Genomic DNA, 12,802 nt, shown 5'->3' with positions numbered 1-12,802 from the left:
CCGGCTACGCCCTGGATCAGATCAGAGGCCTTAACCAAACAACGAGCCGACGCCATAGGTGATGGCCAGTTCGAGGGCGCCTCCGAGCACCAAACGAGCACACGACCGCATGCGCGAGGTGCCGGAGAGGAAAGCGGAGATAAACCCGGTCAACGCCAACGCCACGAGAGTGACCACGGTGACCACGACAACCGCAGACCCCCGCCGGGGCAAAGAACACCGACAGCAACGGCAGGAGAGCCCCGAGCACAAAGGAGATAGCCGACGAGACGGCAGCGGCAACCGGGCTGGTCAGCTCCTCGCTGTCCATTCCCAGCTCCAGCTGGAGATGGACCGCCAACGGGTCCTTCTGGCCAATCTCGCGGGCGGCCCTATCGGCAGTCTCTAGCGAGATGCCGCCGTACCCGGTGAGGATGCCGACAAGCTCCTGACGCTCTTCTTCCGGTTGCTCCGCCAGTTCCCTGCGCTCCAGGGCCAAAAGTTTCTTCTCGGTGTCCCGCTGAGCAGAGACCGACACGTACTCACCCAACGCCATGGACACCGCACCCGCGATGGTCGAGGCCATCCCGGCAAGAAAAATCGCCCCCTCCCCCATGCCGGTGGCGATAACGCCCAGTAACAATGCCGCAATGGAGACTATGCCGTCATTGGCGCCGAGAACACCGGCACGCAGCCAGTTCAACCGGGCATGATGACCCGCCTCATGGGGTTCGTCACGGTGCCCAGTGGGAGCAGACATCCAGTGGATTCTCCTTACCGATTGCCATCGTCGCGGGTAGATCCGTTCTGAGGATCATCCTAAGCCTCAACCCACCGACTGGTATCCCGAAAACTGCTACCACCGTGGTCACTATCGGAAACCTTCTCCCCGAGGGCATCACACCTGACCACAGCTCAGAGGCAGATATTTTGTCTCCGTCTGCTGGTTACGACCCCCTTCCTCCCGGGGTAGCTGCGACAACAGCACCGGCCGATCACCAGGATCAAAGAGTGATGAAATCCGAGTAGAAACTGAAAAACACCGAGGCTGCGACGGCGACGTAGACCACGGCGATCAGGGTGCCCGCCCATTGGGAGGAAAACCGCACCACAGCAGGGGAAGCGGGGAAGAGCCCATGAGCGAGGTTGCGCACGGTAAGCAGGATGAACAGCGGAACCATCATGGCCCACACCACCAGGCAGTACAGGCAGAGAATATGGATGACGAACAGGGCCTGGTACCACAACCACACGATGAACAGCAGGCCCACGGTCACCCCTGCCTGCAGAGCCCCCCAGTACCAGTCAGCGAAGCGGGCCCCGGACAGCATGGCCATCGCCGTGGTGATGACCACGGCGAAAGCGACGATGCCGATCAGGGGGTTGGGGAAGCCGAGCAGTTCGGACTGCCAGGTGCCCATCACCTTTCCACAGGAAACCAACGCGTTGATGTCACAGGTGGTGACATGCTCAGCGTCCTCATAGAGGGCCAGGCGTTCGAGCACCAGGATGCCCGAGGCCACCCATCCGATCACACCGGTGATCAACAGGATGAGGGCGAAAGGACGGTCACGGGCGACGGCCGGCAAAGAGGTGGCAGTGTTCGTCTCGGTCACGAGAACCTCAGTTTCGTCTTCGGCGGTGGGTGAGTGCGTCATGGGTTCGGGTTAGTCGGCGGCAGCCGCGTCGACCTCGGCCCGGAACTGCTCAAGGGAGTCCGGAGTCAAAAGCTGGCCGTCGAGGAAAAAGGTCGGGGTGCCGGGCACACCCAAAGCCTTGCCGTCGGCCACATCGAGCTGGACCCGTTCCTCGGTGGCCGGATCGGCGACAGCGGCGTCATAGGCGGCCATGTCCAGTCCCAGATCCTCGGCGAAGCCGCGGAAGACCGCGCTGTTGTCCTCCGAGGACTCGCCCCACTCGGACTGAGTCTCGAACATCCGGTGATACATCGCTTCGTACTGGCCCTGCTGGCCGGCGGCCTCCACTGCCACAGCCGCCGGCAGGGAGTTGCGGTGACCCGGCAACGGGAAGTAACGATGGATGAAGGTGACGCTGTCGGAATACTCTGCGCGCAGGTCCTCCACGAAGGGGTACGCCGCCCGGCAGGCCTCGCACTCGAAGTCGAGGAACTCCACCAGCACAGCCTTCTCGTTCGGCGCCTGGGACAGCACCCGACTGTTGTCCCTCACCACCAGGCCAGCATCACTGGCCACAGTTTCGGGGGCGGGCGCAGAAGTGGAGTCCGCCCGGCCGAGGAGGAAAGCCACGATCCCGGCGATCACGACGACGGCCAACAATGCCCAGACAATGATCTGGGCTTTTCTCCAGTTTCCCGACGGCCGGGTGGAGGTGGTGGGGTTGGTGGGAGTGCTCACGAGGGTTCCGTTCTATCTTTCGTGGGAATCAGGAGTGTCAAGGCAGCAGGCCCAGGGTCGCCCGGCAACCTGCCGACGAAGTCTCTACCTGGGAGGGTCATGAACAGGTGCATCCATCCGGCGAGCAGCAGGCCGGATCAATGGTGACCACCAACTCAAGCAACTCGCCCAAGGCGTGACCCAGCCGAGGATCAGCCAGCGAATACCAGACGTTGCGCCCCTGCGGGGTGGAGACCACCAGTCCGCATCCGCGCAGGCAGGCCAACTGATTCGACATCACCTGCTTGGAGACATCCAACTGCCGGGCCAGCTCGGACGGTCGAGCCGGCCCGTGGCGAAGGGCCAGCAAAATTCCGGTCCGGGTGTCATCGGACAGGGCATGGCCCATCCGGGACAAGGCGGAGATGTGAGGCAGGGCCACCGTGCTCATAACGATAGACAGTACACAGTCCCCTGTACTAGGCCTCGAGGCACTCAGCGCACTAACCCACGATCAGCGGGGGGCTGTTCGACACCCCGGCCACAGACGCGGCCCTGAGGGTCAGGGCCGGGTTTTCTTGCCGGTGGGGTGGGGTTAGAAGGTGATGCCGTGCTGGGCGAACCAGGGGGCAGGGTCGACGGCGCCGCTGCCGGTGGGGTAGAGCTCAAAATGCAGGTGGGACCCGGTGGAAAAACCTCGGTTACCCATACCGGCGATCTTCTGGCCGGCGGTGACCTGCTCGCCGACGCTGACGTCGAGGGTTTCCATGTGGCCGTAGACGGCAATGGAGCCATCGTCGTGCTGGATGCGGATCCACTGGCCGAAACCGGAGGCCGGACCGGAGTCGATGACGGTGCCGCCCATGGCGGCGAGAATCGGGGTACCCACGACGTTGGCGATGTCGAGGCCGGCGTGAAGGCTGCCCCAGCGCATACCGAAACCGGAGGTGAAGGTGCCCTCGGTGGGCTTGACCACAGAGGCGGACGGGGCCTGCGCGGCGGCAGCCTCAGCAGCGGCGGCTTCGGTACGCTCAGCGGCGTACTCCACCGCCTTGTCCAGCTGCTCCTCGAGGTTGGCTACCGGCTTATACTCCGAGATCGCCAAGATCTGCGGTGCCACCTGCGTCGCATCTAAGGGCAGGGCGGTGTCAGTGGCGGCCAACTCCACATCGACGGCGGCGACCTCCGAAGATGCCGGGGCCTGATCCTGAGCCTGCAGCGTGGCAGCGGTAGCCCCACCGATCCCGGCGGTGGAGACCGCGCCGGCGGCCACGGCCACCAGGGCCACGCGCCCCGTGGTCTGCGAGGTGGTGATCTTGCGGTGTTTCCCTCGGGCCGGTCGCTGAGCCGTCAGTCGCATGAATCTTCTTCCGTCGTTGTCCGTTGGCCCGCACCCCAGCCCACCGCTATGCACGGTGGAGACCAGAATGTGACCGTTCCGTTATTTACGGACGTAACACTAGCGTCTCACTCCCCAAGAAATCCAGCCGGAAGACGAACTCTGTGCTTCTTCCACCTTCTTCACAGCCCGATCGCCGGGGATTGTCAGGGATTAGCGAGGACGACGCCAATGTGCCCGGAGAGCTCTTGCCTGCTCCTAGCTGACCTACCTAGAAATCGGGCACGGCCAGGGGCAATCCGGGCAGGACTGTAGCCACCGGCGGCGTCCCGGCCGCTCCTGGCGAAATCCCACCGGTACTACTTGGCGGGCGGGGACAGGGAGGGTGTACCGGTTCCTCCGGTGTCGGGGGTGGCCACCTCCTCGACACCCCGGGTGCTGTCGCCCCTCCCCCGCACCTGGCGGCTGAGCAGAAAAACGACGAAGGCCAGCGGGATGACACCTGCGGCCCAGGCCAGGACGGCGGCGCGCTGGTCGGCGAGCAGATCCAGCTCCCAGGGCAGGAGCAGTGAGCGGTAGAACGCCTGGCCCAAGATGGTGTCGAGCTGGAGGAGGTAGACGCCGAAGAGCAGGTGGACCGGCAGGGAAGCGATCAGCCATCCCAGGCGGACCGCGGCTGGGCGGCGGTGCGGAAGAGGATCAGGTCCACACATCCCCCAGAAGTAGAAGCAGCCGGAGACCAGGAGCACGGTGTTCATGATCAGATGTCCTGCGTGCTCGGAGATCAGCAGCTCATAGAGCGGGATGAGCAGGTACATCACGTAGAAGAAGAATAAGAACTGCATGGTGTTGACCACCGGATGAGTGATCATCGCCACCAACCGGCTGCGGGTGAAGGCACACACCCAGTCATGGATGCCTGGCCGGCCGGCCGGGTCGGAGTCATAGGCGGTCATCAGCAGGGTCAGCGGGGCGCCGAGCACGAGGAAGATGGGGATGACCAGCGACAAGATCATGTGACCGAGCATGTGCATCGAGAAGCTGGCGGGCATGTTCATCCCGATCCCTGAGCTCATCGTCGCCAGCAGGGTCACACATCCGGCCAGCCACCAGGCGGTGGAGGTGGTCGACCAGGTTCTGCCGGCCTGGTGGGTGCGCCACACCGCGTAGAGGTAGCCGGCGGCCAGCAGCAGAGCGAGGGTGCCAAAGAGCAGGTCAAAGCGCCACATGCCCCACACGTTGAGGGCGGTGGGTTTCTCGGACAGCTCGTAGCCGAGCTCGGTGGCCATCTGTGAGAGGTTCGGGATGCGCGGTGGCGGCGGCGGGGTGCGCCCCATCGTGATAGCGATACCGGTGACCGCGGCCATGACGAGGATCTCGACGATGGCGACCTGGCGGAACAGGCGGTGATCAGTGGGATCGGCCTGCACCTGCGGGATGACCCAGGCCCGGTGGATCCAGCCGAATACACCGAGGATGATCACGCCGATGGTCTTGGCGACGATGATCAGCCCATAGCGGGTGGTCAACAGGTCGGTCAGCTCGATACGGATGGCAGCGTTGACCAGCCCGGACACGGCCATGATGATGATCGAGACCAGGGCGATCGTCGAATAGCGGCGCAGTGCGATATTCAGGTCAGGTCCCAGGCGTCGTCCGTGAGCGAGCAGGGCCATGAGCCCGCCGATCCAGATGACCAGGAAGATCAGGTGCCACAGGTAGGAGTTGGTGCCGTGGTCGTGGTTACCACCCGAGGAAGAGTGTCCCGTCAGGCCCAGAGGGACGACCATGAGAATCGCCCCAAGCAGGAGCAGGGGTTGGGTGATCCACGCCCGGCTCATCATGCCTGTAAGTCCGGTGACCAGGGCAATAAGGGCCACGATCAGCCACACCTGGGCCATGGCCACCTGTTGGAGGGCCACCACCAGGGCTTCCATTCCCAGTGTCTGGGCCAGGGGTGTGCCGGAGACATCCGAGAGCACCAGCGGGATCATCAATAACGCAACAAGCCCAAAGCAGAGGGCCGCGACTGCACCGGTACGCGAGGCCAGGTGCCCGTCCACACTCAACGAGGCCTGGTGCAGGCGGTCGTTATCACCGCCGGGCAACCGTGGGGAGATGAGGAAAGCGGAGAACAGGAAAGAACCGGCCGACAGGGCAGCGAGCATCCAACCGACCGCGCGGAAAAACGGCAACCCGAAGGTGGTGGCGATGCCAGGGTCGGGGATGCCAAGCGCGGCGAGGGATTCGCCGAGGAACCTGTAGGCGATTGTCCCGCCGATGGCGCCGGCGACGGCGAGGAAGAGCAGGTACAGCGGCCAGGTGGGGCGCACATGTTCCTGGGGTCGGCGCCCGGTGGTGGGAGCCTTCCCCGCCGTCGCCTCCGTGACAGTGGGGATGGTGTTATCGCTTACCGGGTGGGTCATCTGTGTCCATTTCGCCGTCCATGCCGCCTCCGCTGTCGGGGTGTGCTGGGAAGCTGGCGTGAAGTTCACCCTAATGGGGCCTGTTGGTGTTCTCGTAAATGGCCCAGGGCCCGGTAGTCATCCCTCGGTTCGCCCCCTGCTGGAGGGAAACTTATTGTGGGTAACAACACGCGGTGAACGCGACATGGCCGGGAACTTTCCTCCCGCCCGTGCCGACCAGTCCCTTAGTACCTCCCGCAAGCAGGTGCCTTAGTCGCTCACATCCGGTTGAAGAGCCGGCCCAGTCCAGGAGGACTTTCGTGATCATCTCTCCCATGCTCCCTCGTCGTGTCATCGCCGCTGTAGTGGCGGTCGGTGCCCTGAGTGTCGTAGCCACCCCGGCTGCCCTCGCGCATGACTCGGTGATCGGTGGCAATCCCGCGGACGGTGAGGTGGTCGAGGAGTTCCCGCGCAGCATCGAACTGGAGTTCTCGGGGCTTCCCCAGGAGGGTTTCAGCACCGTGGCCATCACCGATCAGGATTCCGGTGACCTCCTGTTCAGTGGTGAGCCGACCATCAAGGATCGACTGGTGACCCTCGACCTGCCGGCGGATATCAGTGGTGGACCAGGCGACTACACCGTGGGCTTCCAGATCCTCTCCTCCGACGGCCACGCCACCCGCAGCTCAACCACCTTCACCGTCGCCGGCGACGCGGCCGCTGCCACCACGGGTGACGCCGAGCCGGTGGAGGAGACCCCCGCTGCCGAGAACACCGCCGAGGAAGACACCTCCGGATGGAGCGATCTGATAGTCCCGACCCTCGTGGGACTGGCCGTCTTCGGGGCCATCGCCGGTGCCGGTGTCCTGGTCGTCCGACGTCGTGACGCGCGTTAAAGAGTGAAAAAGGCACCCGGTACATCCTCCCGTGCAGATGTGCCATGCCACGGGCCCCTCTTCCTGCCTCCGGATATGTCTCAGGACCCCCACCTGATGCTGGCCAGGTACCCGAGGACGACCCCGCCAGGAAATGCTTGCAGATTAGTCATTCACCACTGTATGGTCAGCGCATGCTGACCATTGCTTCCCGTCTCGATGTGATGAACCGCCTGGGTCGTGCCATGGCCGATCCCACGCGGTCCCGGATTCTGTTGTCCCTGCTCGATGCCCCGAACTATCCGGCGCAACTGGCCCGGGAACTAGGGTTGACGCGCTCAAACGTCTCCAATCACCTGACGTGCCTGCGGGACTGCGGGATCGTGGTCGCCGAGCCAGAGGGGCGGCGCACCCGCTATGACATTGCTGATGCCCACCTGGCTCAGGCCTTGACCGCTCTGCTGGAGACCACCCTGGCCGTGGATGAAAGCGCACCGTGCCTGGACCCGTCCTGCCCGGTTGAGGGTTGCTGCGACGCTACAGAGGGGCGGTAGAACAATGGACGCCTGTTGCGCGCCCGCCACGGCCACCGCGACCCGAGACCATGAGGAGCCCACCCCGTGGTGGCGTGACCGCGCCATCCTCATCCCGGTGGCTTCCGGACTGACCCTGCTCCTCGGCCTGATCCTCGAGTGGTTTATCCCCGGGGCCGGGCTGGTGGCCACCGCCTTGTTCTGGGTTTCCCTCCTGCTGGGTGCCTCCCAGTTCGTTCCCGGGGCCCTCACGGGACTGTTTACCCGGGGAAAGCTGGGTATCGGGTTGCTGATGACCATCAGCGCCACCGGTGCGGTCCTGCTGGGATTCATTGAGGAGGCCGCCGCCCTGGCCTTCCTCTACTCCATCGCCGAGGCGCTGGAGGATAAGGCGATGGACAAGGCCCGTTCGGGCCTGCGCGCCCTGCTGACACTCATCCCCTCGACCGCCACGATCGTCGCTGCTCACGGGGGTGCCCGCACCGTACAGGTCGAAGACCTCGTCCCCGGGGACATTCTGCGCCTGGCCGCCGGGGAACGCCTGGCCACCGACGGGGTGGTCCGCTCAGGTCACAGCAGCCTGGATGTCTCGGCGATCACGGGTGAATCCATCCCCGTCGAAGTCGGGCCCGGCGATGCGGTGCTGGCCGGATCCATCAACACCTCCGGCGCCCTCGAGGTCAAGGCCACCGCCGCCGGCACGGACAACTCCCTGACCACCGTCGTCAAGCTGGTGGAGCAGGCCCAGAACGACAAGGGCCGACGGGCCCGGATCGCTGACCGTCTGGCCCGCCCCCTGGTGCCCGGGGTCCTCATCCTGGCCATCCTCGTGGCCGCCATCGGTTCCCTGCTCGGTGATCCCGGTGTGTGGATCGAGCGTGCCCTGGTCGTCTTGGTGGCCGCTTCCCCGTGCGCGTTGGCGATCTCGGTGCCGGTCACGGTGGTCTCGGCGATCGGGGCGGCCAGTAAATTCGGTGTGGTCATCAAATCCGGCGCCGCCTTTGAACGCCTCGGCGGCATCCGGCATCTGGCCCTGGACAAGACCGGCACCCTGACCCGCAACCGACCCACCGTCACGGAGGTGCTCACCACCGGGGGAGTCAGCCGGGCCGAGGTCCTCGACTGGGCGGCGGCACTGGAGGCTCACTCCACCCATCCGCTGGCCGCGGCGATCACCGCCGCCGCACCCCACCCTCCGGTGGCCCAGCAGGTTTCGGAGGCCGCCGGCCAGGGCATTACCGGAGTCATCACCGGAACCCGGATTGCCGTGGGTAGCCCCCGCTGGCTTTCCCCTGGGCCTCTGGCCACCGAGGTGGAGTCCCTGGAAGAACAGGGCATGACCGTGGTCATCGTCCACCGCGACGACCAACCCGTCGGGATAGTCGGGGTCCGCGATGAACTACGCCCCGAAACCCCCGAGGTCATCAGGTCCCTGACTGCCGAAGGCTTCGGGATCACCATGCTCACCGGCGATAACACCCGCACCGCCCAGGCCCTGGCCGTCGAGGCCGGCATCCAGGACGTCCGTGCGCAGCTGCGCCCGGAGGACAAGGCCCGGGCCGTGGCTGACCTGCATGAGCGGGGTCCGGTGGCGATGATCGGCGACGGCATCAACGACGCCCCCGCCCTGGCCTCGGCAGACATCGGCATCGCCATGGGTGCCAGGGGCTCGGACGCCGCCATCGAGTCCGCGGACGTGGCGTTTACCGGCGATGACCTGCGCCTGATCCCCCGTGCCTTGCACCATGCCCGCCGGGGACGGGCCATCATCAACCAGAACATCGTCCTGTCCCTGGCGATCATCATCGTTTTGCTCCCGCTGGCGATCACCGGCGTGCTGGGACTGGCGGCGGTGGTCCTGGTCCACGAGGTGGCCGAGGTCATCGTCATCACCAACGGCCTGCGGGCCGCCCGCACCAAGCATCCTGACCTCAACCCGGTGGCGACGGCCACGGTTCCCACGGATGAGGATGCGCACGGAAAGACCCGGGTCTACTAGTGTTTTCACCCATCAGCACACTGGAAAAGAATGCATTTTCTCACCGGACGGGGAAGTAGAAGTCATGGCCGTGAGCAGCACACGTGAACGCAGGTACGAGCGGACCGCGCAGAAGAAGGGCTGGAGGACATTCCTTCGGCCCGGCTGGGTGTTCGGTGTCCTCGCCATCATCGCCTTCTCCTATTTCTCCTTTACCTTTCTGGCCCCGTGGCAGCTGAGCAGGGATGGTGCCATCGTCGAGCGCAACGATCAGATCGAGGCCGCCTTCGAGGTCGAGCCTGTCCCCGCCAGGAAGGTCTTCGACGCCCAGGGCAGCATTGAGCCTGAGGAGGAATGGGCGCGGGTCATCCTTGAGGGCCACTATCTGCCCGAGGATGAGGTCTTGATGCGCAACCGTCCGGTCGACTCCTCCCCCGCCTTCCACGCCCTGACCCCCTTCCAGCTGAACTCCGGTGAGGTGATCCTGGTCAACCGTGGTTTTCAACCGCCGTTCGAGGGCGGTGTCCCCCCGATGGACACCCCGCCGACCGGTGAGCAGTCCATTCTCGGCCACGCCCGATTTGCCGAGCAGACACCGATGTCCCCGCCGATCGAGGACCAGGGCTACCGCCAGGTCTACGGCATCAACACCGAGCAGATCGCCGAGGTGACCGGCACAGATCTCGCACAGGACTATGTGCAGCTGGCCGAGGGACAGGCCGGGGAGATCAACGCCATCCCGGTGCCCATGCTCGACCGCGGCTCACACCTGTCCTATGCCTTCCAGTGGATCGCCTTTGGCATCATGGCCCCGCTCGGCCTGGGCTACTTCATCTGGGCGGAGTTGAAGGAACGCCGCCGCGTGCGCCGCGAGGAGGTCGAGCTTTCCGTCGACGCCGCATCCGCCGAGCAGACCACGGACCAACAGGACGGTGACACGGATTCCGGCACGATGGGCACCCTCCGCACCCCCCTCCTGGAGAACGACACCCCTGGCCCCGCCCCTACCGAAACCACCACGTCCGCATCCTCCGGTGACCGTTCACGCATGTTGCACGACCGCTACGGTGACAGTCGACCGGATCACTCCCGGAAATTCGCTCGTCGCCAGCGCGAGCGGTTCTAACCGTGGCCTTCCCCGCAGCACCGTTCGACCCGCCTCACACTTGCGTGGGCCGTACCAGACCGGATGCCATCAAGCATTTTCAATAAGCTTTCAATAAGGGGTTTTCCCGGCTAGGCTACAGGCATGAGCACGCCCGACCACGGCCATGACCCCGGCCAGCCCCATGCCCCGAACGGACCCCCCACAGCCCTGACACCGACAGTGCCGACCACCCCTACCGACGATCATGCCCACGGCTCCGCACGCTGGGAGTTGGGGTTCTCGATCGCCGCCGGCGTCACTTACGCCGGTGGGATGATTGCGCAGTTCGCCTTGGGGCTGCCGATGGTCGGATGGCCGTTGGCGTTCTTTCTCGCCACCTACTTCTTCGGCGGGTTCTTCACCATCCGCACCGCGATCTCCTCCACGCTGCGGGGGAAGTTCGAGGTTGACTTCCTCATGCTTGTCGCCGCAGTCGGCGCTGCCCTCATCGGCCGGTGGGCGGAGGGAGCGGTGCTGCTGTTCTTGTTCAGCCTCGGCCACGCCCTCGAGGAGTACGCCCTCAGCCGCGCCAGCAAGTCCATTGAGGCCCTCGCCGAACTCGCCCCCCGCCACGCCCTGGTGCGCCGCGGTGATACCGAACCCGTGGAAGTGCCCGTGGAGGAACTCGTGGTCGGAGACATCGTGGTCATCCGCCCGAATTCCCGCATCCCCTCGGACGGGTTCGTGATCTCCGGGATGTCCGCCGTTGATCAATCAGCGGTCACGGGCGAGTCGATCCCCGTGGAGAAGGAACCGGTGGCCGACCCACAGCGGACGATGCACACGATTGACACCCTCCCCGCTGCCAATCGAGTGTTCGCCGGCACCGTGAACGGGTCCGGCGTGCTCGAGATCGAGGTCACCGCGACCGCCGCCGACTCAACGCTGAGCAAAGTCGTCGAGCTCGTTCGCACCGCCGACCAGGCCGCGTCCCCGACCCAGCAGTTCATCGACCGGTTCCAGCGCTGGTACGTGCCCGCCGTGATCCTCGGGGTCATCGCCACCTTGTTGGTGTCGATGTTCGTGTTCGCGCAGCTGTTCTCCGACGCTTTCTACCTCGCCATGACCGTGCTCGTCGCCGCGAGCCCATGTGCTCTCGCGATCGCCACCCCAGCCGCGGTCCTGGCGGGTGTGGCTCGCGCTGCCCGGGCCGGCGTGCTCGTCAAGGGCGGTGCCCCGCTCGAGACACTGGGCCGAGTAAAGGCGATAGCGTTCGACAAGACCGGCACCCTCACGTGGGGCGCGCCCCGAGTGACCTCACTGGCTCCCGCCAACGATACGTCCGAAGCGGAACTGATCCCCACACTTGTGGCTGTCGAATCGCTCAGCGACCACCCCCTTGCTGCCGCGATCGTCCGCGACCTTGCCCCCCGCGTCCCGGAGACCGAGCGGTTGGTGGCCACCGATCTCTCTGCCCTCACTGGACGCGGCATCACTGCGACGATCGACGGAGAACGGGTGGAAGTGGGCAACCTCCGCATGTTCGACGAGCAGCAGCTTAAGCTGCCTCCTTCGCTGGCCGAGGCCTACACGAAGGCCCGCGACTCGGGGCAGACGTTGATGGTGGTCCGTCGCGGTGACCGCTTCCTTGGGGTCGTCGGAGTGATGGATGCCTCCCGCAACGAATCTGCCCAGGTGCTCAGCATGCTCCGGGACACAGGGGTGGGCCATCTGGTCATGATCTCCGGCGACAACCAGCGGGTGGCCGACGCGGTCGGCCGGGAAGTCGGCGTCGACACGGCGATCGGAGAGCTGCTCCCCGAGGATAAGGTCACCCACATCACGGGCCTGGCCAAGACATACCATCCGATCGCGATGGTCGGCGACGGTGTCAACGATGCCCCCGCCATGGCCCGCGCTGATGTCGGCATTGCGATGGGTGCCGCTGGGTCGACGGTCGCGCTGGAGACCTGTGACATCGCGTTGATGAGTGACGACCTCGGACGCGTCCCGTTCGCTGTCCGGCTGAGCCGGGCGACTGGCCAGATCATCCGGCAGAACCTCATCGCCAGCCTCGCAGTCGTCGTTGTCCTCATCATCGCGACCTTCCTCGGGTTGAATATCGGCGCTGTCGTGCTTATCCACGAGGGATCCACTCTCATCGTCGTCGCAAACGCGCTGCGCCTGCTCAACTTCCAGAAGGGCAAGGAACACGCTGGCATCGACCACGAAGATAAGCCCACGCACTGACG

10 protein-coding genes and 1 pseudogene are annotated in these 12,802 nt (G+C 65.2%); 5 read left to right on the top strand and 6 right to left on the bottom strand.

Annotated features, from left to right (window positions below):
- Positions 1-30: 30 nt before the first annotated feature.
- The 6 genes and pseudogenes from B840_RS12530 to B840_RS12505 all read right to left on the bottom strand — a co-directional run bounded on the left by B840_RS12530 (position 31) and on the right by B840_RS12505 (position 6,098).
- Positions 31-739 (bottom strand): annotated as a pseudogene (locus B840_RS12530) (VIT1/CCC1 transporter family protein).
- 244 nt (positions 740-983) lie between these two features.
- Entirely contained in the window at positions 984-1,637 is a 654-nt protein-coding gene (locus B840_RS12525; RefSeq protein ID WP_042622812.1) for a vitamin K epoxide reductase family protein, read from the bottom strand.
- A gap of 9 nt (positions 1,638-1,646) precedes the next feature.
- Positions 1,647-2,354: a DsbA family protein gene (locus B840_RS12520; protein ID WP_042622811.1), complete on the bottom strand. Its 708-nt coding sequence runs from the start codon at positions 2,352-2,354 to the stop codon at positions 1,647-1,649.
- A 97-nt stretch (positions 2,355-2,451) separates the two neighbouring features.
- A complete protein-coding gene (locus B840_RS12515; protein WP_042622810.1) occupies positions 2,452-2,784 on the bottom strand; it encodes an ArsR/SmtB family transcription factor in 333 nt (110 codons plus the stop codon).
- Between the two features lie 144 nt (positions 2,785-2,928).
- Positions 2,929-3,693, bottom strand: a complete 765-nt coding sequence (locus B840_RS12510; RefSeq protein ID WP_042622809.1) for a M23 family metallopeptidase — start codon at positions 3,691-3,693, stop codon at positions 2,929-2,931.
- Positions 3,694-4,031: 338 nt separating this feature from the next.
- A complete protein-coding gene (locus tag B840_RS12505) occupies positions 4,032-6,098 on the bottom strand; it encodes a bifunctional copper resistance protein CopD/cytochrome c oxidase assembly protein (RefSeq protein ID WP_084603124.1) in 2,067 nt (688 codons plus the stop codon).
- A 299-nt stretch (positions 6,099-6,397) separates the two neighbouring features.
- Here B840_RS12505 and B840_RS12500 point away from each other — a divergent pair, with 299 nt between their 5' ends.
- The 5 genes from B840_RS12500 to B840_RS12480 all read left to right on the top strand — a co-directional run bounded on the left by B840_RS12500 (position 6,398) and on the right by B840_RS12480 (position 12,800).
- The gene (locus tag B840_RS12500) at positions 6,398-6,973 is read left to right on the top strand and encodes a copper resistance CopC family protein (protein ID WP_035120001.1); all 576 of its coding nucleotides are present in this window, start codon (positions 6,398-6,400) and stop codon (positions 6,971-6,973) included.
- A 173-nt stretch (positions 6,974-7,146) separates the two neighbouring features.
- The gene (gene cmtR / locus B840_RS12495) at positions 7,147-7,506 is read left to right on the top strand and encodes a Cd(II)/Pb(II)-sensing metalloregulatory transcriptional regulator CmtR (protein WP_042622807.1); all 360 of its coding nucleotides are present in this window, start codon (positions 7,147-7,149) and stop codon (positions 7,504-7,506) included.
- 4 nt (positions 7,507-7,510) lie between these two features.
- Positions 7,511-9,484, top strand: coding sequence for a heavy metal translocating P-type ATPase (locus tag B840_RS12490; protein ID WP_042622806.1), 1,974 nt, complete (start codon positions 7,511-7,513; stop codon positions 9,482-9,484).
- Positions 9,485-9,548: 64 nt separating this feature from the next.
- Complete coding sequence (locus B840_RS12485; RefSeq protein ID WP_042622805.1) at positions 9,549-10,589, top strand: SURF1 family cytochrome oxidase biogenesis protein; 1,041 nt, start codon at positions 9,549-9,551, stop codon at positions 10,587-10,589.
- A 123-nt stretch (positions 10,590-10,712) separates the two neighbouring features.
- A complete protein-coding gene (locus tag B840_RS12480) occupies positions 10,713-12,800 on the top strand; it encodes a heavy metal translocating P-type ATPase (RefSeq protein ID WP_042622804.1) in 2,088 nt (695 codons plus the stop codon).
- The last annotated feature ends 2 nt before the right edge of the window (positions 12,801-12,802 follow it).

Source organism: Corynebacterium marinum DSM 44953 (assembly GCF_000835165.1).
In the GTDB taxonomy this organism is placed as follows: Bacteria; Actinomycetota; Actinomycetes; order Mycobacteriales; family Mycobacteriaceae; genus Corynebacterium; species Corynebacterium marinum.
The sequence above is the reverse complement of the archived record's forward strand: the minus strand, read 5'-3'. Positions and strand labels throughout refer to the sequence as shown.

Excerpts from the sequence above, each read along its gene's own strand:
- B840_RS12515 (WP_042622810.1), bottom strand. The coding sequence starts at position 2,784 with ATGAGCACGGTGGCCCTGCCTCACATCTCCGCCTTGTCCCGGATGGGC.
- B840_RS12525 (WP_042622812.1), bottom strand. The coding sequence starts at position 1,637 with ATGACGCACTCACCCACCGCCGAAGACGAAACTGAGGTTCTCGTGACC.
- cmtR (WP_042622807.1), top strand. The coding sequence starts at position 7,147 with ATGCTGACCATTGCTTCCCGTCTCGATGTGATGAACCGCCTGGGTCGT.
- B840_RS12485 (WP_042622805.1), top strand. The coding sequence starts at position 9,549 with ATGGCCGTGAGCAGCACACGTGAACGCAGGTACGAGCGGACCGCGCAG.
- B840_RS12490 (WP_042622806.1), top strand. The coding sequence starts at position 7,511 with ATGGACGCCTGTTGCGCGCCCGCCACGGCCACCGCGACCCGAGACCAT.
- B840_RS12505 (WP_084603124.1), bottom strand. The coding sequence starts at position 6,098 with ATGACCCACCCGGTAAGCGATAACACCATCCCCACTGTCACGGAGGCG.
- B840_RS12480 (WP_042622804.1), top strand. The coding sequence starts at position 10,713 with ATGAGCACGCCCGACCACGGCCATGACCCCGGCCAGCCCCATGCCCCG.
- B840_RS12510 (WP_042622809.1), bottom strand. The coding sequence starts at position 3,693 with ATGCGACTGACGGCTCAGCGACCGGCCCGAGGGAAACACCGCAAGATC.